Raw genomic sequence first — 25,160 nt, 5'->3', positions numbered from 1 at the left:
ACAGCTCTTATATACCAACTGTTCCCGGGTAATTATAACACAGAAATCACTACAAATTCCCTATTTACTTTGTTTAGAATATTCTTTTACTCCACTGGTATTTTCTCATGTCCACTCTGTCTTCCTCAATCTCTACCCCTTCCTCCTCAAGCATGCGGGCCTGCCGGTTGACTCCTCCCGACAAAAATGCGCCGGACACGCGTCCTTCCTTTGTCACGACACGGTGGCAGGGCAGATGCATGGAGTCTGGAACGACATGCAGCGCATAGCCGACGACCCGGGCCCACCTCCGGTTGCCTGCAAGCTCGGCTATCTGGCCGTAAGATGCCACCTTTCCCTCCGGTATCTGTCCGACTACATCGTAGATTTTATCAAACGTATTTTTCTCTTTCATTTATCTCCACATCCGTACACTATAAATATTTTTTCAGTTCCTCCACATTGTGCTCTTCCATCTTCTGAAGCTCTTTCATAAGGGAAATAATATCCTTCTCCACATCTCCCTCATATTTGTGCAGCTGTTTTGTTGCCTCCACGATCCCCATACTGCTGCCCTTGATGAGCATATCCGCTATATGGGAGGAAGACTTGTCGATCAGTGTCTTCATGTTGATCATCAGATAAGAAGTTATCTTTTCCATGCCAGGGATCCCCTTCTCATCAAAGCCGTTCTCATTGAGCATCTTCTTTGCTTTCGTATTGATGTCCCGGTAACCGCCAAGCTGCTTCTCGAGGCACTTTCTGAAGTCATCGTTGTCTACGATCTCCAGCAGCTGCTTTAAAGATTCGATTCCCATCTGCGTATTCTGGTAAACATAATTCAGCATTTCTGCATTTCCATTCATGTGTGTTCCGCCTTTCCACTTTTTAACAGTAGTATTGGCAGTCAGCACAAGTCTTATACGCCTATGCAGACGGATACTTTGAGACCACTATATCATATTTCGCCCGAACCTGCACCGTTTCCGGTCATATTTACAGCATAAAGCAAGCGCAGGCAGCCGGATGTCCCATCCGGCCAGCTCCTTAAAGCTGGCAGACCTTCGTGGCGATCTTTTCTCTGAACGCCTCGTCGTGTTCCACAAATATCATTGTCGGACCAGCATTTTGTATAAGCTCTTCGATCTGGAGCCTCGACAGCACATCGATATAATTAAGTGGTTCGTCCCAGACATACAGATGCGCCTGTTCGCAGAGACTTTTGGCAAGCAGTACCTTTTTCTTCTGCCCGGCGCTGTAGTCGGCAATGTCCTTTTCAAACTGGACCCGTTCAAGATCCAGCTTGCGCAGCATCATCTTGAACAGACTCTCCTCTATTGCGTACTCTGAGGCCAGTTCCTTCAGAGTTCCTCTCAGATGGGAGGTGTCCTGCGGCACATACGATATTTTTATGCCGCTCCCGGTCTGCATCTGTCCGGTATGGGGAATATCCTCCCCCAGCAGAAGCTTTAAGATACTTGATTTACCGCACCCGTTCCTCCCGGACAGACAGATTCTGTCTCCGCGGCAGATCTCAAAGGATACGCCGCGGCACACTTCCCGCTCTCCGTAACGGACGGCGACATCCTGAAGCTCTGCCAGCCGGTGCGCGTGGTACGCAAGAGGCTCCAGTCTTAATGTCTCTGCAAAGTCAATATTTTTCAGAAGCTTTGACTTTTCTTCCAGCGCCATATGCTGCCTTTTTTCCAGAACTTTGGAGCGCTTCATCATCTTGGCTGCCTTATGGCCGATGGCGCCCCGGTCCGGGCGGAGTCCGGCCACGCGCTCTCCTTTCTTGGTCTTCTCAACCTTATCCGACCAGTTCTCCGACTGCCTGGCCGCCTTCGTGAGTCGTTTGATCTCTGATCTCAACTTCTCATTCTGCGCCGCCTCCATCCGGTCTCTTGCCTCTTTACCCGTATACCATGTCGTAAAATTACCTTTCTGCACCTCGATATCCATCTTATTGATGGACAGAATATGATCCACGCACGCATCGAGGAAATGCCTGTCATGGGAGACAAGAATGAACCCTTTCTTGCGGTTAAGATATGCGGCCACCTCTGCTCTTGCCTTCGTGTCAAGATGATTGGTCGGCTCGTCTATGAGCAGAAACCGGCCGCTTCCAAGAAACAGCGCCGCCAGCATCACCTTCGTGCGCTCGCCATGGCTGAGTGTGTCAAACTCCCTGTAAAGCACATCTTCTGCCACTTCCATCAGATTCAGTTCCCGCATGATCTCCCACACCTGTGCCTGGGGCTTCATCTCCTGTACAATCTCCACCGTCATGCGGCCTGCATCTTTCACCTCATATGGGAAATATTCAAATTCCACACTGGCGGAAATCGTTCCATCATATTCGTATTTCCCAAGCAGCAGCTTCAGGAACGTCGTCTTTCCCCGCCCGTTCCGGCCGATAAATCCAAGTTTCCAGTCTGTGTCTATCTGAAAAGACACATGTTCAAATATATTGTCATAGCTGCTCTCATAAGCAAAACTGAGATCCGTTACATTGATCATTGACATATACACATACCTCCTGTTAAAAGATCAGATCACATTACCTTGTTTCTCTCCGAATAGAAAAAGCCGCAGGAAAGTACATTCCTACAGCCTTCTACACGCAACTGACCTCCGGCGCCCGGGCCGGAAGATATCTGTATAGTTAAAGACGGACGGACAGTTCAACTTTCCTGCTCTGCGCACGGCAAAAAGACACGATATATGTAAATATCGTCTGAAAGCCTTTACCATGCACTTAAATCATTAGCAAGAAGTTGAATTCATCCTTTCATCTCCCATCTCTTTATAATCTGCCCCGATTATAGCAGATACGCTCTGTCAAGTCAACAAAAACGCCTTTTCTGCAATTTTCCCTCCGACAGTTCATATACTTCCTCCGCCATATGAGCCACTTCTTCTGAATGCGAGACAATGATCACACATTTTTTATATTCAGAAGCGCTTTCCCTTAATATTTCTGTGATCTCCACAGCAGTTTCCTGATCCAGATTGCCCGTCGGTTCATCTGCCAGTATGACCTCTGACTGTGAGGCAAGAGCCCGCGCGATCGCCACCCTCTGCTGCTGTCCCCCTGAAAGCTTTAATATATTTCGCCCGGATTCTTCTGCGCTTAACCCCAGCCGTTCCAGTATGGGCAGAGGATCTGTCTTTGCCGTCAAACGCACATTTTCTATGGAAGTCATGTACTCAATCAGATTATAGTTTTGGAAGACAAACGAAACATTGTTCCTCCGGTGCTTTTCAAGGCCAGCCCCGGTAATCTCACTGTCCCTGTAAAAAACAGCCCCCTCTTTCGGTGTGTCAAGCCCGCCGAGCAGAGAGAGAAGCGTCGTTTTTCCACAGCCCGACGGACCTGTTATGACATACATTTTCCCGGCAGCAAATGAGACATTCACATGGTTCAGTATGTATCTGCCCGGTGTATAATAGTAACTGACATTTCTTAATTCTATTATGCTCATCACGATCCTCCGCTATATGGATGACAAAATATCTTTCGGTTTCATTTTTAAGGCCTGTATGGATGCAAGAAAAACACTCAGCACGGTTACACCTAAGGTGAGCACTGCGACCGCAAAAATGTTTGCCGGACTCACCGGATAACTTAATTGAACCGGGCTGGCTGAGACCTTGTCAATATCAGGCGCCAGTTCCCCTGTATCATATTCAACCGTAAATGCATCACCCCCGGCATCCGGGGCTGCCGCGCGCTCTGCCAGACGCCCCAAATGTCCGGACGCAAAGCCTGCAATGCATAGGGCGAGCATCAGAGCGGCCGCACATATCATCACGCTTTCCAGTATGAGCTGCATCCTGATCATTCTTTTCTGGATCCCTATAGAAAGAAGGATGCCAATTTCTTTTCTTCTGCCCCTGGTCCACATATTCAATATAAGATACTGAACAGTGAGTACGCCAAGTACAGACGCCGTCATCAGGAAGGCAGAAAACCCGCTCATGCGCTGTAATGGTTTGATGGACGCACGGTAGGAAGAATCATCCAGCTTCAGGATATATTTATCCCACTCTATATTTTTTAGAGACCGCACTTTATTAAGAACACGGTCCGACATTTGCGGGTCATCCACAAAAAACGTCAGCTCACTATAGGCAGAATCCTCTTTGATCCCCCGATATTCCCGAAGCTGCGTATAGGTATCTGTGTCTGTAAAGATATAGTTATGGGCGATCATATCCTCCGTTGTAAAAATAGATATTTCCTGCTGAAAATTAACATCAAATATCCCGAGGACGGTCAGTTCCACCGGCGGCCCCATTGATCTCACAGGGTCATCACTGATCATCACATTTCCCTCTTTATTTTCAACTGTAAATGTATCTCCGATCGTCAGATCATTTCTTTTCGCCATATCCGCGGAGATAAGCGCCTGACGTTCATCTCCCTTTGTAAGATGCCTCCCTGAAACAAGGGTAAGCGCACCTGACCGGAAATATTCCTGCATCTGACTGTCCTTTTCACCAAAGAGCAGGGTGCTGTTCATGGCTACCTGATAATCCGCTCTTCTGTCAGGAGGATCCTTATCCGGGTAATCGTTCTCTACAATATCCTTATACATATCTGCATACATGCCTGGAAATAATTCCAGATCAACAAACAGAGACATATAATTATGATTGACCGTATATCCGCTGACGCCTTCGACAGCCAGAATGCTCTGCAGCATCTCCTCTGTTATGAACGGCCCTTTGTATCTTATATAAGAATATCCGCTCTCATGTGTTACTGCCTCGCAGCGTTCGGGGGCATTATTATCGATCTTCACGATAAAACTGCCGCCCATGCTTTTGCGCAGCTCTTTTGCCGCCTGGTCCGCACTTGACTTAATAGAGATCCCAATGAGTAAAAAAGCTGACATCACGCACGTTACAAGCAGCAGCAATATACTCCTGGTTTTTTTTCTTGCTACATATAAAAATGCCCGTTTCAGCAATGACATAAGAATCCCCCCCTTACTCCAATGCCGCCATGATGTCCCTGGGCTTCATACGGATGATCCGGATAGATGACACCCCGACTGCAGCAGCACTGAGCCCCAGACCATATAGGACGACGAACCAGAATTCCTTTCTCCCGACTGAGACTGTTATTTCTACGTATTCTTCTGTCTCCTCAGAATCTGCCGGCGCATCCGTTATTTGACGGAGCTCGTTTTTCTGGTCCTCCACAACAACATCCGTATCTGCGATCCTTTTCTGCGCATAGTCTGTCAGCAGATGCGTGGCCGGAACTGTCAGCACAAGTGCCGCCAGAACGACCAGCAGCGTCTCCGTCATGTGCTGTCCGATGACCGATAATTTGGAAATGCCTATGGAGCGCAGAATTCCCACTTCCCTGAGGCGTTCCCTCATCCACATAAACAGAAGCAGCGTTACAAGCACTATACTGATTCCTATGATCATAAGAAGCAGGACCTCTGTCTGCAGCCTCAGTTTTTTCAAAGGCGCCGCTGCTTTTTCGTATGCCTTATTGTTTTCCTTGATACAAAATGAATCCCAGTTGACGCCATCTAATCGGAAAACCTCTTTCACAACCTGATCTGATCGTGCAGGGTCCTCCAGAAAAAAAACTGCTTCCCGGTATTTTCCTGCATTTTCTTCACTCTCATCTGTCTGTACATTCATAAGGGAAGTTTCATCTACAAAGATAAAATTATCCCTAAGATCACATTCCGCAGTCAGCCCGCTGCTCTCCTGTACCGTATTCTCCGCGAAGATTCCGATGACTTCCCATTTGTAGTTTCCAAGAACTCTTGAATTGTCCTGGGTATAAAGCACCCCTTCTATAAAATCCCCGATGTCCAGTTCATTTATATCCGCAAGACTTTCTGATATAACGGCCTTCTCCACATCGCCGGGGCCAATATGACGGCCTTTTGTCAGGCAAAAGGACCGCCGTATAAAAAACTCATTCAGACTGCTGTCCGAATTTCCCAGAAACCGCGCCATCTGTGCTTTTATATCTCCCTCCCGGGAAAACCGTCCTGCACGCAAAGTCAGCTTTGGGGTATACAGGTATTCAGTATTGATTTTATTGCTGCGCTCAATACCGTCCAGCTTTTCAATGCGCTCTGCCAGGGTGTCGGTTATAGCTTCGCGTTTCCCCGCATATTCCGGATCTTCTTCTAATTTGAAGTAGCCCCCGAGCGTGTTCCGCAGTCCGTCAGCCGCTTTCCCAGCCGCATTGCTTATGGTGATACCTGTCATGACTAAAGTAAATAATATAAAAAATACAATGAACAAACGTATGCTTTGTGATTTTTTTCTGACTATATAGATGAGGGCTCGGTTATACAACCTTATTTTTCCGGCCATTTCCTTCCCTCTCCTTTCAGATCGTACTGGTGATCGCTTTGCGCACACTGGGCAGATAATTTCCAGCCACATCGATCTCCCCGCCATTTTTTAATACCAGCCGCTTTCCGTCCAGCTTACGCATAAAATCCAGATTTACAACAAAGGATCGGTGGCAGCGGATAAACTGTTCCGGCAAATGCGGCTGTAAGTCTTTGATCAGATATTTCCATTTATAATCCTGCTCTGCAGTGTGAATGGTCAGGTAATGCCCATAGCTGGATATATAGATAATATCACGGTAACTGATACTGTATTTTTTTCTGTTAAATGAAAATACAAGCATCGCCTCACGCATATTCCGGCTGACACGATCTAAGCACGACTGGACATCCTGCTTTTTTACCGGCTTTCTAAGATAACGGAAGGCTTCCACCTCGTACCCGTCATACACGTACTGTTCATAATTCGTAGTGAACACGAGCATATTCTTATACCCGGTACTGCGCATGATTCTTGCCAGTTCCAGTCCGTTTATCCCCTTTAGTTCAATATCGACAAAGACAGCCGCATAAGAATTGTCTGTCCGGCCGGATTCCAGAAATTCCTCTCCGGAAGCAAAACAGTTGATTTCCATCGTCTTACTGCCGGCACATTCCTGAAGCAGACACACCAGCTCGTCGCAATATATAGGCTCGTCCTCAATTATGGCGATTCTGATCACGGTGGTCTCCCTCCTTCTGTTCAGACGGCAGCATCACAATTGCGGTGAACACATCCGGCCTTGGATTTATATCAAAGAATCCTCCGGCGCTTTCCGCAATACTCCTGATACGTTTTAATCCGATTCCATGTCCGGTACCTGTTTTAGTCGTCTGTAATTCCCCGTCCACAATATGATAAGTGCCGTCTGAACCGTTTTTTACCTTGATGTAGATCATTTCTCCCCTGTCGCCTACAGATATGTCAATATACCGCAGCTTCTCATCCGTCACTTTTTTGCAGGCATCCATGGCGTTGTCTATCATATTTCCCATCAGAGAACAAAGATCGGCCGTTGATAAAGGAATCCTTCTTTTAGTGGCATAACTGAGCTGCATATTGATATGGCTGTTCTGTGCAGTCATCTGCTTACTTGTCAGCAGTGCGTTGAGCATCGTATCCTCTGTCAGAAACAGCGCACTACTCTTTCTGTACTGATTTTCAACACTGTCAAAGTATTCCCGCAGTTCTTCTGTCCGCCCTTCATCCATTAAGCGCTTCATGACATGCATATGAGTTGAAATATCATGCCGCAGGCCGCGCAGGGCATTAACAGAGACTTCGTTACTTCTGTAATATTCTTTTTCCAGATGCTCCTGACGGGCCTCCAATGTTTTTTCGATCGTTTTCTGAGACTGCTTTCCAAGGCTATATACAAGAAATATAAGAGCAGTCAGTATGATCAGAAAACAGAGGCTTACAAAAACCGCCTCATATTGCGCTTTCTGTGTTCCCAGCATATTTGCCAGCGTAGATACTATTTCCATCTGCAGATTCAACGCTATGATGGAAACCGCAGACATGCCCACAAGAAACAGAAGCTGGCGTACTGTCAGACTGTATGTACTATAGCTCTTTATGTTTGCCGCAGTCAGCACAATGATAATCTCGATCATAAGGGAAGTAGCTGTAATGTAAAACCACACACTGCCGGGACTCCACATCCCGGACAGATCCCCGTAGTGGAAGGTCTCAGCGATAAGCACTGCCAAAGTGTCAGTAATGGCAGGGAGCAGGCCCGCAAAGCAGCCCCATACAATGCGCGCGATCTGTCCGCTGCCAAATGTAGCGTACGCATATCCGATAGTAACCAGAAAGTTTATACCAAGCAGGAAAGACGAATTTACAGGCATACTCCTGAAAACGGCCATTAAGATAAAGATGATAAGCGCCCCCACGATCGGTTTCATCCCGTTTTTACCACTTCCCAGCCGTCTCTCCAGCAAATAATACTTGAGAAAGATTTCCATAGCTGTGAGAAGGATTCCCCACAAAAACCAATGCATATTCATAAATGGACTCCTCTCTTTTTTCCATTTTAACAATTTATAGAAGGCAAAGCAAACTTATATATGTACGCCACCGCTTCATTTATGTACTCTGTTTCACTTCAGCATGTAAAATCAGTAAAAGAAAGGCGCACTCTGTCCGTTTTACCGCGGACAGAATGCGCTTTTGCCACTAAACTCACTTTTGTAAGATTCTCGTTATTTATGGATTATATATTATCATATGCAAAATCGCAGTCTCATCTCCTGTATTTTTATAAGAATGAGTGCTGTCAGCCCTAAACCGTATGCTTTCACCTCTGCCAACAGTAAACTGCTGCCCGCCGGCGCTGATCTCAACGCAGCCTGCAAAGATAGTGATAAATTCGGTCGTTCCTTTCAGGTGCGGCTCTGACTCCCAATAACTTCCTTTATCTAATTCCAGGTAATATACAGCAAATCTGCGGTTTTCATCGTCCGGGAAAACAGGATAATTCTTTACCCTTCCTCCATCTTCAAGCAGCGGCTGTATTTCCGAAGTGTTCACGATCTCATAAGAAGTTTTTGGACGAACTGTCAAATGATCGAAAGGTACCTTCATCCCGTTCGAGATCTTCCAAAGCGTGGATATGGTCGGATTAGCCTCTCCACGTTCAATCTGAGCAAGCATGCTTTTACTGACACTGCTCAGTTTTGACAGTTCCTCCATGCTGAGCTTATTTTCTTCACGCAGTCTCCGAATATTTTTGGCGACAATCATATTCATGGGATCCATAAATAATCTCCTTTCCTATTGACAATATATTGCACATATTGTATTATTATATCGTACAAGTGCAATATAATATTCTCTTTGTATCATTATATAATTTTTGTCCGGACTTGTAAAGAGAATATACAATTAAGCGTCCTTCATTTATGAAGGCAGAGGAGGTCCAATATGTTTCATTTATCTGATTTTCTGATCTACTGTTTTGTCACAGCGTATACCCCGGGAGCCAACAATTTACTGTCCATGAGTAATGCGGTGCGGCTTGGCATACGCCGCAGCTACCGTTTTAATCTCGGTATCCTGGCCGGATTTGTCATTGTAATGACGGCTTGCATGGTGTTCAGCACGACGCTGTTTGCCCTGCTCCCCAAATTTAAGTTTGTAATGCAGATCTTAGGGGCTGCCTATATGCTTTATCTTGCGTGGAAGGTCTGGAAAAGTTCTGTTGATCCAAGCGCAGATCCCAGTAAAGAGGCCAGCTTTCTATCCGGCATGATACTGCAGTTTGCCAATCCGAAAATTTACATCTATGCGGTCACGGCAATGACGCTTTATATCCTGCCTGTCTATCACTCCGCCGGCGCACTCATTGGTTTCACGATCCTTCTGGCGCTCGTTGGCGCGTCCGGTTCCTTTGTCTGGGCTCTCTGCGGTTCGGTTTTCTGTAAATATCTCTCCAGACATACAAAGGGAGTCAATATTGTCATGGCGCTGCTTCTTATATATTGTGCCGCCTCCCTGTTTCTGTAACGCGGCAGACCCATCAGTTGCCGCGGCTTTGATTCTGAACAGCATACTTTATAGGTCCGCCTCACCTGGCGTCTGCAGCGCTTTGGCATCTCTGCCTCTCTTTGTCCGCAGCTGGGCAATCACGCACAATGCTACAGTTATCACCATGCAGGGAAGCGTATTGCCCACCGGCATGTCGATGTTCATAAGGATGCGGTATGCCGCAAACCCGGCCAGCCATACGAGCAGGCTGGCCGTATTGACTGCCGTCTTGCTGCTGTCCCGTTTCAGCAGGAAAAAGTCTGCGATCTGTATCGCTGTCATCGGCGCGAACACAGAACCTATCAGGTAGAGAAAATCCGTGATATTGTCCATTGGAAACAGAATCGCCGCTCCCGTCCCGATGACCGTCACAGCAGCCGCAACGTACTTGCCGTTCAGCTTTGCTGCAATGGATTCGCTGGATATGCCTGCCGAATATGCGTCCAGAAAGGTAGTCGTCACTGTGGAGAAAATAACGATGAGAAGCGCGGCGATCCCGAGACCGGCCTTCAGCATGATCTGGGCGATATCATATACCCCTGTATATATGGCTGCTCCCATTCCGATCACATACATCCAGCAGCTGATCACGCCATAGACGACAGCGCTTACGGCAGTAGCCTTCACCGGACTGCGGGCCTCTCTCGTATAATCGCTGATCAGCGGCAGCCAGGACAGGGGCATGGCCACGGACAGTTCCACCGCGGCTCCGAACGTCATCCCTTCGCCGGAGATGATTCCGGCATGGGCGCCGCCGAAAAATATCACTTTGCTCAGAATGAGCGTCAGAACAAACAATGCCGCCATGGCAACTGTATTGATCTTTCCGAGATTTGTGATGCCGATGGCGATCCACAGAAGGATGAGCGCTCCTATGACGAGGCACCATAACCACGCGCCTGTCTTTATCACCCCGTCCGCCGCCAGCGCGCCGTCGTATATCATGATCGCGGTCCAGCCGGCCAGCTGCAGTACATTTAACAGAGAAAAGAGCAGACTGCCTTTTTGTCCAAAGCTCATTTTAACAGTCTCCATGGCGCTTTTTCTCGTCCTGGCTCCAATGAGGCCGGCAAAAAAGAGCATGGTACACCCGATGACGTGGCCGATGAGGATGGCGGCCAGTCCTTTCCCGAACCCAAGCGGCGCCAGATAAGTGCCGGTGAGGATCTCGGCGATGGAAACACCCGCGCCGAACCAGATCAGCCCGTTTTCAAATAAAGAAGTACGCCTCTTTTCCATTACAGCCACACCTCCCCGTCCATATGTTCCGTTTCAATAAATTCGCTTCTCAGGTCAAATGCATGATTCATCGGACCGCTTCCGTGTCCGAGGTCCAGCATGGCGGAAAGCGCGCCTGATATATATGCCTTCGCCCGTTCTACCGCGTCCGCCATGTCGTACCCCTTCGCAAGATTTGACGCAATGGCGCTTGACAGTGTACAGCCGGTCCCGTGCGTGTTCGGATTGTCGATATGCTTTCCCCGGAACCATCGCAAGCCGCCGTCCCGGTACAGCAGGTCATTGGCATCGTTAAGCTGGTGGCCTCCTTTGCAGAGTACGGCACAGTGATACGTCCTGCCGATATACTCCGCTGCTGCGGCCATATCTTCTTCTGTCCTTACAGGCATCCCGGACAGCTCTTCCGTCTCCGGAATGTTTGGCGTCAGCACTTCCGCAAGCGGCAGAAGCTCTGCTTTCAGTACCGCGACCGCGTCGCCGCTTATGAGTCTGGAGCCGCTTGTGGCCACCATGACCGGATCGACTACCACATGCTCAGCGCCGTATTTTCGCAATGCTGCGGCTATCGTCTCTATGAGCGGACCGGAAGATACCATTCCGATCTTCACCGCGTCAGGGCGGATATCTGTAAATATATTGTCGAGCTGCTCCTTTAGAAACTGCGGAGTTACCTCCATGATTCCTGTCACGCCGGTCGTATTTTGTGCAGTAAGTGCAGTGACTGCGCTCATGGCGTACACGCCATTTGCCGTCATTGTCTTGATATCTGCCTGGATGCCGGCGCCTCCGCTGGAATCACTTCCGGCGATCGTTAATGCTGTTCTCATTTTTCTTCCTCTTTTCTTCGCAAATATTTCCTCATGTGATGTAAGGATTAGCATTAATTTTATATAGCGGCCGAAGGTGGTGCCCCCAATCTGCCGCTTGACATCAACATCTTGATGCTGATTCCCAGAATAAATCAAACGCTCTGTATTCACTCATGTATATATGTACTTTGGCGCGGATCTCCTCCTGTCGGTCTTCACTGGAAGTGTCATAAACTCCAACGGTCTTAAAGCCGGATCCAAGGGAAGTATCAATAGCATGCAATGCATCTTCAAACACAAGCGTTTCCTCCGGCGCCGTTCCCATACAGGCCGCCGCCTCACGGAATATCTTTGGTTTATCCTTCCCCTCGCCCACTTCGGTGCAGGTAAATATTCTCTCAAAGTACGGTCCGATCCCAAGACGGGTAAACGCTGCCTCGATCAGATGCCTGTCGCTTGACGTTGCGGCCGTAAGCCTGACTCCTTTTTTCCTGAGGCCTTCGAGAAATTCTGCCGCCCCGGGCTTTAAACGGGCGCTGTACCTGTAGAATTGTTCGATCTGACGGTTGATCCCGCTTATTATGTCTCCGGTGCTTTCAGGGAGCCCGTACGTATGCTTCAGATAACAGGCCCCTTCCTCCATCGTCATAGGATACAGCCTCTGCCCTAGACCGCGCTCCGGCACGATCTCTCTGGATGTCAGATAACGTTCTCCGGCTTCCTCCCATATGGGCATGGAATCGAGCAGTGTCCCGTCCACATCAAAAATGGCTCCCCTGATCATACTCCCACCATCTTTTCTGCCGCCCCTCTCAGTTCCCGGGCCGCCTGTCTTATGTCAGGGGCGCCGAAGACCGCGCTGATAACGGCAACGCCGCAGATGCCGCTGCCCGCAAGCATGTCCACATTCTCCCTGCCGATCCCTCCTATGGCAATGACCGGTATCTCTACGGCTCTGCAGATCTCCTTTAATGTATCATGGCTCACCTCCACAGCGTCGGCCTTGGAGCCGGTGGAGAACACGGCGCCTACGCCGAGATAGTCCGCTCCCCTTTCCTGTGCCAGCAGCGCCTGCTCCACTGTCTGGGCGGACACGCCGATGATCTTATCATGTCCAAGCCTGGCCCGTACATCGCCGGCTTCCATATCACTTTGTCCCACATGGACTCCGTCCGCGTCTATGGCGGCCGCGATTTCCACATTGTCATTGACGACGAACGGAACATGAAAGCTTCTGCAAAGCTGCTGTACTTCCCGTGCCTCCCGGAGGAACTGTTCTTCATCCAGGTTCTTTTCCCGAAGCTGGATAAACGTCGCCCCGCCTCTGATCGCTTCTTCCACCTGAGCGGTAAGCGTACTGCCTTTCAGCCATCTTCTGTCAGTCACTGCGTAGAGCAGCAGACTCTTTTTATCGAATTTCATAACGTGCTCCTTCATCCAGTATTTTCCCATCCATATTGTATACCGCGTCTATGATCAGGCTGCGGTAGGACGCATTTCCGCCGCCCTCCCGCATATACTTAAAGCCCGTCTCTCCCGCAAGCCCCATGGCGCATACCGCGGCGGCCGCGGCCTTAAGCTTCTGCTCCTTATTGGCGGCCACAAAAGCGGTCATCATGCCGGACAGCTGGCATCCGGTGCCTGTTATCCTGCCCATCTCAGGGCGGCCGTTTCGTATCACGTAACAGTCGGCGCCGTCACTGACCAGGTCGATGGCGCCTGTCACGGCGGTGATACTCCCTGTCTCCGACGCAAATGCTTTGACAAACGCCACTGCCTCATCCAGATTATCCTCTGTCACTGCGTCGGCCACATCGGCATCTACTCCCTTGGTACTTCCGCTCCCCCGGGAAAGCGTCTTGATCTCTGATATATTTCCACGGATAACATCAAACTTTATCTCTTTCATAAGCCTGGCCGCTGTCTCTGTCCGAAGACTGCTGGCTCCCGCGCCGACCGGGTCAAGCAACACGGTATGTCCCAGTTCTTTTGCCTTTCTGCCCGCAATGTACATGGCTTCTATCGTCCGTCTGTTCAGCGTCCCAATATTGATATTCAGTCCGCTGCAGATGGAAGTGATCTCTTCCACTTCCTCCGCCTCATCCGACATGATCGGGCTTCCTCCGCACGCCAGCAGTATATTGGCCACGTCATTGACCGTCACATAATTTGTGATGTTGTGTACGAGCGTTCCCTGCTTTCTCACCTCGTCAATACAGTTTCCTAACATTCCTTGATCCTCCTTTAAAAACAGAAAAAACGGATATGCCAAAGTCTGACATATCCGCTAAAAATACTTACGCTATATCCCTACGTTGGCATTATCCAAATCAGGTTACGGGTCTAAGCACTGACAGCTTACTCTCAGCCCGCTTTCCGCGAGCTCCCCTTGTTGCTATGATGTTTTCACAATTTTTATTATACTACGTTTTCCGGATTTTGCAATGAAAGAATTATGTTCTGCCGAAAGCATCAATACTTCCGTATCGTATCCCCGCTCTCATCCGACGATTTATCAATGGCCCGGATCACTACATAATACCCGCTGCCGCCGTTTGCCGTCACTTTGACGCGCTCCCCCTCTTTATGGCCGAGAATCGCTTTTCCAAGGGGTGACTCTATGCTGATGCGCCCTTCCAGCGAATTCCCGCGCACACTTGTGACGAGCCGGTACTTTTCTGTCTCATCGTCTTCTTCAAAATACAGTTCCACCGTATTGTTGATTCCGACTTCATCCTCCCGGGACGTATCCGAGACGATCCTGGCCGTTTTCAGCATTTTCTCCAGATACCTTATGCGGCTTTCATTCCTGTTCTTGTCCTGTTTGGCTGCCTTATATTCAAAATTCTCACTCAGGTCGCCCTGGGCCCGCGCTTCCTTCACTGCCTCCAGCTCTTTTTTGCGCACGACCAGCTTCCGGTACTCTATCTCTTCCTTGATCTTCTGCACATCACTTTTCGTCAACTGTTCTCTCACAAAATCTCCTGCCTTTCTTACTCGTTCGTTTTTTATTGTATCGCCGGAGATCATAGTTTGTCCAGTTCTTTTGTCAGATATATGCCATGGCGCGCACGGGCGCCCCGTCGGCATATTCATATTTTAAGGGAAGGGCAATGAGATCTGAAAGCCCGCTCCCAAGCTCTTTAAGCCGGCAGAGATTCTCTATGATCACCATCTGGTTTGTCCCAAGGAGCACCTTATGCGCCGGCAGTTCCCTTGCCTCAGCCGCGTCAATGCTCATCGTATCTATACCTACACCTTTTTTACCGGCCCTGGCGATATATTTCGCCGTATCCACTTCAAGACCGGGAGAACGTCTCATATACTCTTCCTGTCCCCAGAACTTCTCCCAGCCTGTCCGAAACAGCAGAAAATCAGCGGCGTCCGCCAGTTCTCTGACCGGTTCTATGTATTTACATGTAATATACTCTCCCTCTTTGATCCCGGTACAGTCGATCACCACAGCCTTGCCGATAAAGTGGGCCGCGGGAAACTGCTCCAGCGTCTTCCCTTTTGCAAATAAGTGCGCCGGCGCGTCCATATGCGTCCCCATGTGCGACGTCAGTTCAAGAGCCGTCTCTCTGAAACCGTCTTTTCCATAACTGCACAGACTGCCGAGCCTCGGCTTCGGTGTCCCCGGCCACACCGGAATATCTTTGTCTATTGTGTAGGTAAGATCGATAATTTCCACAGATTATCCCTTCCTTTCTACGTGACATATACCCATTGAACAGCAGAAGTTCAACAGGTATATTCTACCAGACTATTATTAAGATTGCGGGACATAAATCTTAAGGATTTATTATTTTTCTTCTCTCTCAAATTCCAGTATATCTCCGGGCTGGCAGTCCAGCACATCACAGATGGCTTCCAGCGTCGAGAATCTGATCGCCTTTACCTTACCGGTCTTCAGATTTGACAGGTTGACGTTGGAGATGCCAACCTTAACTGACAGTTCATTCAATGACATCTTCCGGTCTGCCATCACCCGGTCAAGCCGCAGTATTATTGCCATTTTTACACCCCTTGCTATATAAGCGTATCGATTTTTTTCTGGTACGCAGTGCCATACCGGATAATTTCACTTATTTTCTTTCATCCTGTCTCCTTCAGCCTTACAGCGTCTCATCCGAAAACTGCTGCAGTTCACAGCCTCTGCGGAATATATCGCTGACAAGCAGCACGATCACCCCGGCAAATATCCATGAAAGCTGCAGATCGTCCGGTATCCCGAAAGAATACAAGCTGTGGCATGCAAGCAGCTGCAGCATGATCTTCAATATAAGTTTGCTGAACACTCCTATCAATATGAGAGTCCTGCCTGCCTTCCTAATATTACTGACGACTTCCGGCACGAATGGAGAATGCGAATTATCGATCGTTCTAAGTATGTTCCTTATATAATTCATCACAAAGAGCATCGGCGTAAAATTGACTGCCATTGCAGTGAGCAGAAATCCTATGGTAAGTACCCTGTTGTCTATTATCTGCGTCCCGGCCGGAAGATAATCCGGGCTGATCCTGGAAGTTCCCACAAGCAGATCAAACACCCAGTAACCACCTTTTTCCGTAATTGCCACATCCGGCTGCAGTCCCGCATAGACAATGTTGACTACGCCCGCGATCATTCTCACGATGTATATGGCTATCGCAAACTTGAGAAATAATTCACACGTATCATAATGGGTCTGTCCTGCCTCATCGAGGCAGCCTGTGATCTCTACACTTCTTTTCCTCCTCATAGCTCTCCCTCCTGCTCTGAATATTTATTTCTGTTCTTTCTTTTATGTCTAGACTATATCACACTTATTAATCTTTTTCAACTATTATTTAATGATAATCATTAAATAATTATTTATTTATGATAACAAATCAAAAAGTGAGAATGTTTTTCTAAAATTAAATTATTTTTTTATTTGTAACAAATGTTACAGAAATCATTTTCATTTTTATGTATTCTATTACCAGAAAGAACATAAACTAAATGAAATAAATCGAAGGAGGTTCTTTACATGGGAAATTTTTATAAAGACCAAAACTCACAAAATATATTTTTAGAACTTATGACGCTCGCAGAACAAAATAAAGCTCCTCAACTTGAGAAACTCAATGCGAATACGACAGATGCCGCGCAGGAAAAACATGTGCCTGTCATCACAGTAAACGGAAATAAGGTGGAAGTAGCTGTCGGTTCTGTCTCTCACCCGATGCAGGAGGAGCATTCCATCACTGTCATATTTATAGAGACAAAGAAAGGCGGCCAATACCGCAGACTTTCCCCGGGCGAAGAGCCGAAAGCTGTCTTTACGATCGAGGACGGGGATGAATTTATCGCAGCATATGAATACTGCAATCTGCACGGACTGTGGAAGGCAGGGGCATAACCCTTCTTTATACATGAATGATAAACAAGAAAAACGGAGGTAATGAAAATGAAAAAATATTTATGTGAACCATGTGGATATGTGTATGACCCGGAGGTTGGCGACCCGGACGGCGGGATCGCGCCGGGCACAGCCTTTGAAGATATTCCGGACGACTGGGTATGCCCGGTGTGCGGGCTTGGAAAGGATGTATTTATCGTAGAAGAATAAACCTTACATTCCTTCTATCTCATCCTGAAGACGACGAAAATCTAAAATATGGATATGATTTCTTCCTGAAATACTAAGAATTCCTTTATCCTGCATCCAGGATAATTCTCTTGACAGAGACGGCCTTGCGGTATTTAAATACGCCGCAAGGTCTTCTCTGTTCATGGGAAGTCTGATGTCTGCGTTTCCCGCGCTTAACTCTGACAAATAATACGCGATACGCTGTCTCAGCGTTCCGCACGTGAGAAGGTGGATCTTTTTCGTTTTTTTCTCCGCCTCCTCGGCAAACAGCCGCATCATATTAAAGATGATCCTGCTGTGGTGGGCGCAGTTCTTCTCACATGTACTGTAAAAGAAGTGTCTTGATACGGCCAGAACCTCTGTCTCCTGCCTTGCGGCGGCAAAATACGCGTAGCTCTCATGCTCGAGGAATAAGTCTACCTCGCCGAATCCCTGCCCTTCTTTCACAAAATCTACATAGTTCTGCCTTCCGAGCGCATTGATCTGCCCAAGCTCTACCTCACCATTCAGAATAAAGTACAAATGCTCCGGCGTATCCTCCTGCCGGAACACGTACTCATCCTTCCCGTAAGTTTTTACAAATGCTCTGGAACAGGTAAGACTTCTCTTTATCTCATCTTCCGTCAAACCTTGGAACAGACTCAGTTTCTCAACGTTCATAGCTTCATCCCTCTTTTATACATAGACGATCTCCACGCCGCCAAAGCTCACTTTTCCTTTCAGCCTCACGACCGGACCGCCGGAAGAATCATTCCTGTTCTTCTCATCGATCCCCCCGAATGCGGTACTCGTCTTGTTGACCAGCGACCAGTTCTTCGGGATATACAGCTCCACGCCGGCAAAGGAAACATCCAGGTCAAGCACGGCCTCTCCACGCTGTATAACGGCATTGTCAAAATATACCTTCAGGGAACCAAACGCGCAGTGCAGCCGCGCGCTCTGGAAATCATCGGAGTTCACATATTTGATGCTGCCGGAAAACGTCGTGGAAAACTCCATCTGGGCTCCGTCCACTGTCTCCACCGATTCCTCACTGTCTATGTGATGGTGATGATAACAGCTTCTTCTCGGATGGAATAAAAAGCTGAACCCGATGCTCCCAAGAAGCGCCGCTCCCAGCACCGGCCACGGAGTGATAGGCTCTATGCCGAGCGGCCGTGCATAAATGATGCACAGGAAAGCGACGGAAAACAATACTCCCGTGACGCTTCTGTGAACGACACTTTTTATGAGACACGCTGCAAAAAACACAGTGAGAAGAAGACTGAACACACCAATATCTCCCAGCACTCCCATACGGCTCACGATCAGGAATACCGCGCTCACGATAAAAAATAATCCCCAGAATATCCGTTCTTTTTTCATACTATATCTACCTCTTTTCTTCTAATCGGTCTTTTAATGGCTTGTAGTAATATCTGGAAACATACGCCTGCTTGTGCGTTCCCTGAAATTCTACCGTACAGGAAGCGGGGAGTGACTTTGTCATGGAATAGATCTTCCGCGTGTTCAGGATCGCGGATTTGGACACTCTCATAAAAAAGCCGGGCAGCATCTCTTCCAGTTCATACAGCCGGTATTTTGTCCGGTATATTTCCTTCCTCGTATGCGCATACACTTCATTATCCTCCGTCTCAAAAAACAGAATTTCCTCCAGCGGAAGATAATAGGAAGTATCTCCTTTGTAGAACACAAGCCTCTGCTCCATGGATACGACATCTGCAACTGCTTTCTGGATCTTCTGTACCTCTTCACTCAGCACGCTGCTGCGGATGATGATCTCTGCTTCTTTTAAGTTGTCTTCAATCTCGATCCGTATCTTCATCTTTCCCTCTCCCTGGTCCTATATAACCACAATGAGGCAGGAATGTAAACGATATTTGGGCAAGTGGTATTTTTTTGCAGGTAAGTGGTATAAAAGCCTCCCTCAACATATCACAGCCGTATGGACACAAATGTTCCGTCTTCTGCCTCCACATGCACGACTTCCAGTCCTTTGTTCTCCCTCAGCACATCCGTACACTCTTCCACGATCATGCATATATTCTCCTTTGTGATAAGACATGCGTAAGGTTCGGGTACCTCTGCGCGCATCTTCTCAAAAGCAGACCGGGGCAGCTTTTTTATTAGAAACCCTGCCATTCTCAGCGGGACCGGCATACGGAAGTTCAAGTCTTTCGTCTTTACTATTACTTTCATATATCCGTCCCCTATTTATCTACGTATATTCTTACTCTCGTACCGTCTGCTGCCTCCACACTGACTAAGTCGCCCTCTATCTCGCCGTCCAGGCAGTCGGAAATGGCATCCATCATTTCTTCCAGATTCACCCCCTGCAGCTCCTTCTCCGGGATAGGAAGCCTCCCCGTAACCTTGAGTATCTTTTTCACAGCCCCGACCGGGAACTGAATGTTTACCTTGTCTCCGCTTCCGTCCACGATAATGCGGAACATCTTTTTGTCATAGTTCGTTCTGGCCGGCGGCTCTCCTGCCTCTTCCACACCCATTGCATTCAGGAGTTCTGCCGCCTGTTCCGCCGTGATCGTACCTTCTTCTATCATCTTTAAAACTCTCAATCTTTCATCCATATCCATTCTCCTCTTTTCTATTGATCTATTTCAGCCGGCGGATCGCCTCTTCCGCCGTGATCTGTCCCAGCTCGAGCGCTTTCAGCACAGCCTCGCGCTTCTGCATCTCCTCATCTTGTTTCGCGTCTTCCTCATATCCGAGCTTCCTGATGATACCGTCAAGCTTCGCCCGGACGGTCGGATACGAGATTCCAAGCTCCTTTTCAACCTCCTTGATGTTTCCCCTGCACCGGATAAAGGTCTCGGTAAAATACAATTCCTCTCCGGACAGATAATCAAACTTACTCAATGTAAAGTCATTTTCAATCACGGTATCACAGTCTGAACACTTCAGACGGGTCACTTTCAGTTCTCCACTGCAGACCGGACACTGGCTGATCACTTTCTTCATACGTTCACTTCCTTTCTCATATTAACAATATAATACCAATATTTAAAAATGTCAATGTTTATATTAATTATTTTAATTATTATATTAATATTTTTGAGTTTATTGTTTAATTTAATTCAGATCAGCAAGAAAATATCTAAATACCGCCGTCATCACCGGCTCCATCCTGCCCTTTTCTGTCCAGCTTACGGAGAAACCAGACCGCGAGCGGGGCAGATATGAGAAATGCCAGAACATCCGCCACTGTCTGGGCTGTCTGCACTCCTCTCAGACCGAATACTGCAGGAAGGATCAATATGAGCGGGATAAAACAGATCCCGCTCCGAAGCGACGACAGGAACGACGCCTTCCCGCTCTCTCCCACGCTCTGGAACATCATGTTGGTGCATACCGCCGCCGGCTGGAAAAAGCAGGCGACACACTGGCAGCGCAGCGCAAAGACTCCGATCCGGATGACCTCCGGGTCATTGCGGAATACGCCGATGACCTGCGCAGATACGAGCAGACACACCGCCGCCAGACTGCCGATGACCGCTTCGCCGGCCGCTGCCGTAAACCAAAAGCCTTTTTTGACTCTGTCATACTTTTCCGCCCCGTAGTTAAAAGCAGCTACAGGCTGAAATCCCTGCCCGAGCCCGAGTCCCACAGAGAAGATGAGCATACATATACGGTTGACAATGCTCATGGCCGCCACTGCCGCGTCTCCGTACACCGCCGCCTGATGATTCAAAAGCAGCGTCGAAACACTTCCAAGCCCCTGGCGGATAAGACTTGGAAAACCAGTAGTGACGATGCGCACAACGTCGCTTACGTCCTTTGTTATTAGCCGCACCGAAAGCTTGCTGTCCGTTTTTCCGCTCAGAAACATGGCCAGAAGGATCAGGAAACTTATCATCTGAGAGAGCGCCGTAGAAAGCCCCGCGCCGGCCACTCCCATATGAAGGCCGAACATAAGTACCGGGTCGCCTGCCATATTGAGGATGCCCCCCGTTGTAAGTCCGATCATGGCGTACGCCGCCCTGCCCTCGTATCTGAGAATATTGTTCAGCACGCAGCTTCCCGTCATAAACGGGCCCGCCAGCAATATGTAAAATCCGTATTGCTTTGCATACGGCAGTATCGTCTCCGTGCTTCCAAGCAGACGCATGAACTGTGTCAGAAACGCAATACCTGCCGCACCGATGAATACCCCGGCAGCTATAGCCAGAAAAAAACTCGTCGAGGCAAATCTGCTGGCGCTCTCCTTGTCTTTCTTTCCAAGCTTCCTGGATATGATACTGCCCGCGCCATGGCCGAACATAAAGCCAAACGCCTGCAGCACGGCCATAAGACTGAATACAACTCCTACGGCTCCGCTCGCGCTCGTTCCGAGCCTGCTCACAAAATATGTATCCGCCGTATTGTAAATACTCGTTATGAGCATACTGACGACAGTCGGAATTCCGAGTCTTATGATCAGATTCGGTACCGGCGTCTTTGTCATCTTGTCAAACTGGACATTGTCCTGCCCTTCTCCCATGTCAATTCCCCCTTCTGCTGTCATAATTGGATAGAAAAAACTTCTTCCCATGCAGTTAAACTGCACAGGAAGAAGCATTATACAATTATCGGCTCTGCCGTCTCCACCAATGAATATTTAATTATATTATACACCAAATGCACCCGGTATGCACCATCAGAATTCTTTCTTTTTCATAATGTTCAGCGATACTTTATACGATATCACTGCCATCACGCAGCAGATAACGAGCGCGGCGGCAAAAAGTCTTCCCGGAGCAGCCGCGGACAGCCGCGCCAGTATGATATCTACATCAGCATTTAACCACTTGGCCGCCTTCATTCCCACATAACAGACTAAAATTAAGATTCCGATCGCACTTACCATCACAATTCTTCCTTTTTCTGCCCCAAATTTAAACTGGATCGGAAGGACAATGAGCAGGAACAGCAAAAATAACAGAAGGTAGGCCCCCGCTGTGTCCAGCCAGCTTTGCCACTTTACACCCGGGTCTCTCATCATCGCATAAACTGATATCACGATCGTGGATACAGTCCACGCCGTTCCTCCAAGCAGAAACCCGAATACATACTTTTCCCTCACATACTTCTTCCGGGTGACCGGCAGACAGAACAGAAATGCAAGACCGTTGTCGTACTCATCGTAGCTGACAGAACTGAGCGTAAACATGGAAAACACGAAAGTCATATAACTTATAACATAAGAAGGGCTTGCGCTTGTCACCATCAGCATGACCCCCACCAGACAGACAATAAAGAAGAAGTTTTTCTGGCCTTTCAACAGTTTGAAATCTTTGATCAGTAATCCTTTCATTATGCTTCACCTCGAATCATCATTGTAATCACCTTGTCAATGCTTCCCTTTTCAATCACGATATCACGGTAATTTTCCATGTAAAACTGCTTATGCGCAGTCAGACAGCTTATTCCGAAGCCTTCCTTCTTCCGGGCCAGTATATACTCCTTGTCTATCTTATCGTACTGCTCTTCTGTCAGCTTCAATATTCCATATTGATCCAGAAGTACATCTGTATCTTCATGGAATGTGATCCTTCCGTCCACGATCATGTACAGATCATCACATAATCCTTCCAGGTCACTGGATATATGGGAGCTGATAAGGATCGAACGGTCTCCCTCTTCCATGTAACCACGGAGCAGATCCAGCAGTTCATCTCTTGCGATCACATCCAGACCTGCCGTCGGTTCATCGAGAATAAGAAGACGTGCGCCGTGGCACATTGCGCTGATCACCTGGAGTTTTGCTTTCATTCCCGTAGAAAATTCCTTTAACTTTTTGCTGCGGGGTATATTAAATTCTTCACACATTCTCAAAAAATGATCTCTGTCAAACCTGCGGTACAGATTGTTAAGTACAGGGATGATATCATTCACTGTCAGATAACCGCTGAATCCGGAATCCGAAAGCACGACTCCGATCTGCTCCCTTTCCTCCGTGGAAAGCTGTTCTGCCTGCTTTCCCAACACAACGGCGCTTCCCCCGTCTATGCCTATCAGGCCAAGTATAGATTTAAACGCCGTACTCTTTCCCGCGCCGTTCGGCCCTATGAGCCCGGTTACGCGTCCTTCCTCCACATTCAGTGAACAGTCAAGTTCAAAACCTTTATAATGCTTTTTTACATGTTCCATTTCTACCAGCATAACTACTCCTCCAAAAGAATATGAAATAATTGTGTGATTTCTTCATTATTCATCCCGCAGCTTTTCCCTTTTCGTATGGCCGCTTCCATATCAGCTTCTACTTCCCTGCGCTTCTCCTCCATCATAAGCTCCTGGTTTGCGCAAGTCACAAAGCTTCCTTTTCCGTGGACGGTAACGACAAATCCTTCCTGCTCCAGGGCATCATAAGCTTTTTTTACAGTGAGAGCGCTGACTCTTAGCTCTTTGGACAGCACCCGCACCGACGGCAGCATCTCTTCTTCTTTTAAGGTGCCTTTCATGATCATCGTCCTGATCTGGGTGACGATCTGTTCATATATCGGCTGCATGGATGAATTGTTAATGATCAGCTTCATTTCATCCCTCCTTGCTTCTATAAACAGTATATAACAGTGTCAAACTGTTGTCAACTGTTATATGCTGTTTATTTAAAAATATTTATTTAGCTGCCCTCTTTTAGAATTACGCCGCCCATAATCTTAATTGACAGGTAAGCAATGGAACCAGCCGGCAATACTGCTGGTTCAAATATCTTTTCTGGCCGCAACACATATAGTTTTACTGTTCTGTGTATATTCCGCGCCGGCTGCATCTCCGTAAAACTGTAAGCTTTGAAATCCCGCCTCCCGTAATTCTTGTTCCAATTCTTCAATCACAAATGTATGCTCCCAATTGTTATAACAAGTTACATCCTTATCTGTTATAACAATATACTGGTTAAGAAACGTATTATCATAGTCATACCGGTAAAGTGAATGCAAGAGCAGGTAAGGCTTTTCACGCCAGAATCCTCCTTCCTCGTAATTCCAAATCTTAAATTCTGTACGATGTTCATACTCATGAGGTGTAAATACATCAAATAGAAGACAACCGCCCGGCGCCAACGCATCAAATATCTTACGCAATAAGGCTTTTCGCTCTGCATGAGATAAAACGCCCATATCGCAGTAGATCATTGTTGCCAGATCATATTCTCCGCCGATCGGGCATTGAATATAATCACCCTTTTTGTATGAAATATCCAGCCCTCTTTCTTTCGCTGTTTTCTGAGCATACTGTATTGAATTTTCAGAAATGTCCATGCCTGTAACTTGATACCCCTTTGCATGGAATAGTTCTGCATAAATGCCCGGACCGCAGCCCAGATCAATGATCCTTTTGTATCTGCATATTGGCAGTAAATTTGAGATCCAATCGACAGATTGTTTTACGAAATCATGTTTGCGTGTCGCCCCCTCTAGATCAGGTTCCAAATGTGCTTTTAACATGCTTTGTGAGATGTAGGGATCATCCCAGAATTTCGTTTTACTCTTCTCAAAAAGAGTAGGTTTTCTTAGGTAAGGTCTTAATAATTGAAGCATTTTATTTTTTCCTTTCTATCGTATTTTCTACAACAAAAAAAGCTGCAGAATATGTTTCCCACAGCTCAAAG

Annotated in this window: 32 protein-coding genes and 1 riboswitch; of the genes, 3 read left to right on the top strand and 29 right to left on the bottom strand. The window is 47.7% G+C overall.

Features of this window, described 5'->3' with window-relative positions; all coding sequences use genetic code 11:
- Positions 1 to 73: 73 nt before the first annotated feature.
- From LAJLEIBI_RS01480 to LAJLEIBI_RS01440, 9 genes are all read right to left on the bottom strand, one after another.
- Entirely contained in the window at positions 74 to 394 is a 321-nt protein-coding gene (locus LAJLEIBI_RS01480) for an MGMT family protein (RefSeq protein WP_006444314.1), read from the bottom strand.
- A gap of 19 nt (positions 395 to 413) precedes the next feature.
- Positions 414 to 845: a hypothetical protein gene (locus tag LAJLEIBI_RS01475; RefSeq protein ID WP_040435767.1), complete on the bottom strand. Its 432-nt coding sequence runs from the start codon at positions 843 to 845 to the stop codon at positions 414 to 416.
- A gap of 181 nt (positions 846 to 1,026) precedes the next feature.
- On the bottom strand, positions 1,027 to 2,505 hold the full coding sequence (gene abc-f, locus LAJLEIBI_RS01470) for a ribosomal protection-like ABC-F family protein (RefSeq protein ID WP_040435768.1): 1,479 nt from the start codon (positions 2,503 to 2,505) through the stop codon (positions 1,027 to 1,029).
- A gap of 320 nt (positions 2,506 to 2,825) precedes the next feature.
- Positions 2,826 to 3,464, bottom strand: coding sequence for an ATP-binding cassette domain-containing protein (locus LAJLEIBI_RS01465; RefSeq protein WP_006444318.1), 639 nt, complete (start codon positions 3,462 to 3,464; stop codon positions 2,826 to 2,828).
- A 12-nt stretch (positions 3,465 to 3,476) separates the two neighbouring features.
- The gene (locus LAJLEIBI_RS01460) at positions 3,477 to 4,961 is read right to left on the bottom strand and encodes an ABC transporter permease (RefSeq protein WP_006444319.1); all 1,485 of its coding nucleotides are present in this window, start codon (positions 4,959 to 4,961) and stop codon (positions 3,477 to 3,479) included.
- Between the two features lie 13 nt (positions 4,962 to 4,974).
- Positions 4,975 to 6,264: an ABC transporter permease gene (locus LAJLEIBI_RS01455; protein ID WP_167534365.1), complete on the bottom strand. Its 1,290-nt coding sequence runs from the start codon at positions 6,262 to 6,264 to the stop codon at positions 4,975 to 4,977.
- Between the two features lie 88 nt (positions 6,265 to 6,352).
- Positions 6,353 to 7,039, bottom strand: a complete 687-nt coding sequence (locus LAJLEIBI_RS01450) for a LytR/AlgR family response regulator transcription factor (protein WP_006444321.1) — start codon at positions 7,037 to 7,039, stop codon at positions 6,353 to 6,355.
- The gene (locus LAJLEIBI_RS01445; RefSeq protein WP_006444322.1) at positions 7,017 to 8,369 is read right to left on the bottom strand and encodes a sensor histidine kinase; all 1,353 of its coding nucleotides are present in this window, start codon (positions 8,367 to 8,369) and stop codon (positions 7,017 to 7,019) included. Before LAJLEIBI_RS01445 ends, LAJLEIBI_RS01450 begins: the two co-directional genes overlap by 23 nt.
- 199 nt (positions 8,370 to 8,568) lie before the next feature.
- Positions 8,569 to 9,120, bottom strand: a complete 552-nt coding sequence (locus LAJLEIBI_RS01440; RefSeq protein WP_006444324.1) for a helix-turn-helix domain-containing protein — start codon at positions 9,118 to 9,120, stop codon at positions 8,569 to 8,571.
- A gap of 165 nt (positions 9,121 to 9,285) precedes the next feature.
- Here LAJLEIBI_RS01440 and LAJLEIBI_RS01435 point away from each other — a divergent pair, with 165 nt between their 5' ends.
- Positions 9,286 to 9,867 (top strand): LysE family transporter, encoded by a 582-nt coding sequence (locus LAJLEIBI_RS01435; RefSeq protein ID WP_006444325.1) that lies wholly within the window; start codon positions 9,286 to 9,288, stop codon positions 9,865 to 9,867.
- Positions 9,868 to 9,915: 48 nt separating this feature from the next.
- On the opposite strand, the gene cytX is transcribed toward LAJLEIBI_RS01435, so the two are convergent.
- From cytX to LAJLEIBI_RS01390, 9 genes are all read right to left on the bottom strand, one after another.
- Positions 9,916 to 11,127, bottom strand: a complete 1,212-nt coding sequence (gene cytX / locus LAJLEIBI_RS01430) for a putative hydroxymethylpyrimidine transporter CytX (RefSeq protein ID WP_006444326.1) — start codon at positions 11,125 to 11,127, stop codon at positions 9,916 to 9,918.
- Positions 11,127 to 11,954, bottom strand: coding sequence for a bifunctional hydroxymethylpyrimidine kinase/phosphomethylpyrimidine kinase (gene thiD, locus LAJLEIBI_RS01425; protein WP_040435769.1), 828 nt, complete (start codon positions 11,952 to 11,954; stop codon positions 11,127 to 11,129). Before thiD ends, cytX begins: the two co-directional genes overlap by 1 nt.
- Before the next feature lie 103 nt (positions 11,955 to 12,057).
- The gene (locus tag LAJLEIBI_RS01420; protein WP_006444328.1) at positions 12,058 to 12,720 is read right to left on the bottom strand and encodes an HAD family hydrolase; all 663 of its coding nucleotides are present in this window, start codon (positions 12,718 to 12,720) and stop codon (positions 12,058 to 12,060) included.
- Positions 12,717 to 13,358: a thiamine phosphate synthase gene (gene thiE, locus LAJLEIBI_RS01415; protein WP_040435770.1), complete on the bottom strand. Its 642-nt coding sequence runs from the start codon at positions 13,356 to 13,358 to the stop codon at positions 12,717 to 12,719. The genes LAJLEIBI_RS01420 and thiE overlap by 4 nt, the downstream gene beginning before the upstream one ends.
- Positions 13,345 to 14,166, bottom strand: a complete 822-nt coding sequence (gene thiM, locus LAJLEIBI_RS01410) for a hydroxyethylthiazole kinase (RefSeq protein ID WP_040435772.1) — start codon at positions 14,164 to 14,166, stop codon at positions 13,345 to 13,347. The genes thiE and thiM overlap by 14 nt, the downstream gene beginning before the upstream one ends.
- A 60-nt stretch (positions 14,167 to 14,226) precedes the next feature.
- A riboswitch (TPP riboswitch) is annotated at positions 14,227 to 14,336 on the bottom strand.
- A 72-nt stretch (positions 14,337 to 14,408) separates the two neighbouring features.
- A complete protein-coding gene (gene greA, locus LAJLEIBI_RS01405; protein ID WP_040435896.1) occupies positions 14,409 to 14,912 on the bottom strand; it encodes a transcription elongation factor GreA in 504 nt (167 codons plus the stop codon).
- Positions 14,913 to 14,985: 73 nt separating this feature from the next.
- Entirely contained in the window at positions 14,986 to 15,627 is a 642-nt protein-coding gene (locus LAJLEIBI_RS01400) for a cyclase family protein (protein WP_006444332.1), read from the bottom strand.
- A gap of 111 nt (positions 15,628 to 15,738) precedes the next feature.
- A complete protein-coding gene (locus tag LAJLEIBI_RS01395; RefSeq protein ID WP_006444333.1) occupies positions 15,739 to 15,951 on the bottom strand; it encodes a helix-turn-helix domain-containing protein in 213 nt (70 codons plus the stop codon).
- Positions 15,952 to 16,051: 100 nt separating this feature from the next.
- Positions 16,052 to 16,678 (bottom strand): DUF2975 domain-containing protein, encoded by a 627-nt coding sequence (locus LAJLEIBI_RS01390; protein WP_006444334.1) that lies wholly within the window; start codon positions 16,676 to 16,678, stop codon positions 16,052 to 16,054.
- Between the two features lie 270 nt (positions 16,679 to 16,948).
- Between LAJLEIBI_RS01390 and LAJLEIBI_RS01385 the strand changes: the two genes are divergently transcribed.
- Together LAJLEIBI_RS01385 and rd are read left to right on the top strand one after the other, a co-directional pair.
- Positions 16,949 to 17,320: a desulfoferrodoxin family protein gene (locus tag LAJLEIBI_RS01385; protein WP_006444335.1), complete on the top strand. Its 372-nt coding sequence runs from the start codon at positions 16,949 to 16,951 to the stop codon at positions 17,318 to 17,320.
- A 48-nt stretch (positions 17,321 to 17,368) separates the two neighbouring features.
- The gene (gene rd / locus LAJLEIBI_RS01380; RefSeq protein WP_040435774.1) at positions 17,369 to 17,530 is read left to right on the top strand and encodes a rubredoxin; all 162 of its coding nucleotides are present in this window, start codon (positions 17,369 to 17,371) and stop codon (positions 17,528 to 17,530) included.
- Positions 17,531 to 17,533: 3 nt separating this feature from the next.
- Here the strand turns inward: rd and LAJLEIBI_RS01375 are convergent, their stop codons facing one another.
- From LAJLEIBI_RS01375 to LAJLEIBI_RS01325, 11 genes are all read right to left on the bottom strand, one after another.
- Positions 17,534 to 18,211: a Crp/Fnr family transcriptional regulator gene (locus tag LAJLEIBI_RS01375; RefSeq protein WP_006444337.1), complete on the bottom strand. Its 678-nt coding sequence runs from the start codon at positions 18,209 to 18,211 to the stop codon at positions 17,534 to 17,536.
- A gap of 15 nt (positions 18,212 to 18,226) precedes the next feature.
- Entirely contained in the window at positions 18,227 to 18,916 is a 690-nt protein-coding gene (locus tag LAJLEIBI_RS01370) for a LiaF transmembrane domain-containing protein (protein WP_006444338.1), read from the bottom strand.
- Between the two features lie 7 nt (positions 18,917 to 18,923).
- Positions 18,924 to 19,376: a LytTR family DNA-binding domain-containing protein gene (locus LAJLEIBI_RS01365; RefSeq protein ID WP_006444339.1), complete on the bottom strand. Its 453-nt coding sequence runs from the start codon at positions 19,374 to 19,376 to the stop codon at positions 18,924 to 18,926.
- 110 nt (positions 19,377 to 19,486) lie between these two features.
- Positions 19,487 to 19,750, bottom strand: coding sequence for a hypothetical protein (locus tag LAJLEIBI_RS01360; protein WP_006444340.1), 264 nt, complete (start codon positions 19,748 to 19,750; stop codon positions 19,487 to 19,489).
- A gap of 11 nt (positions 19,751 to 19,761) precedes the next feature.
- Positions 19,762 to 20,139, bottom strand: coding sequence for an SHOCT-like domain-containing protein (locus LAJLEIBI_RS01355; RefSeq protein WP_040435776.1), 378 nt, complete (start codon positions 20,137 to 20,139; stop codon positions 19,762 to 19,764).
- 25 nt (positions 20,140 to 20,164) lie between these two features.
- Entirely contained in the window at positions 20,165 to 20,530 is a 366-nt protein-coding gene (locus LAJLEIBI_RS01350) for a DUF2089 domain-containing protein (RefSeq protein WP_006444342.1), read from the bottom strand.
- Positions 20,531 to 20,666: 136 nt separating this feature from the next.
- Positions 20,667 to 22,073 (bottom strand): MATE family efflux transporter, encoded by a 1,407-nt coding sequence (locus LAJLEIBI_RS01345; protein WP_243132961.1) that lies wholly within the window; start codon positions 22,071 to 22,073, stop codon positions 20,667 to 20,669.
- 132 nt (positions 22,074 to 22,205) lie between these two features.
- Positions 22,206 to 22,862 (bottom strand): ABC-2 transporter permease, encoded by a 657-nt coding sequence (locus LAJLEIBI_RS01340; protein WP_006444344.1) that lies wholly within the window; start codon positions 22,860 to 22,862, stop codon positions 22,206 to 22,208.
- Positions 22,862 to 23,707: an ATP-binding cassette domain-containing protein gene (locus LAJLEIBI_RS01335; protein ID WP_040435899.1), complete on the bottom strand. Its 846-nt coding sequence runs from the start codon at positions 23,705 to 23,707 to the stop codon at positions 22,862 to 22,864. Before LAJLEIBI_RS01335 ends, LAJLEIBI_RS01340 begins: the two co-directional genes overlap by 1 nt.
- Before the next feature lie 5 nt (positions 23,708 to 23,712).
- On the bottom strand, positions 23,713 to 24,084 hold the full coding sequence (locus tag LAJLEIBI_RS01330) for a GntR family transcriptional regulator (protein WP_006444346.1): 372 nt from the start codon (positions 24,082 to 24,084) through the stop codon (positions 23,713 to 23,715).
- A gap of 168 nt (positions 24,085 to 24,252) precedes the next feature.
- Entirely contained in the window at positions 24,253 to 25,089 is an 837-nt protein-coding gene (locus tag LAJLEIBI_RS01325) for a class I SAM-dependent methyltransferase (protein ID WP_006444347.1), read from the bottom strand.
- Between the last annotated feature and the right edge of the window lie 71 nt (positions 25,090 to 25,160).

The sequence above is a fragment of the [Clostridium] hylemonae DSM 15053 genome, from assembly GCF_008281175.1.
GTDB lineage: Bacteria > Bacillota > Clostridia > Lachnospirales > Lachnospiraceae > Extibacter > Extibacter hylemonae.
This window is presented reverse-complemented; position numbering and strand designations above follow the sequence as displayed.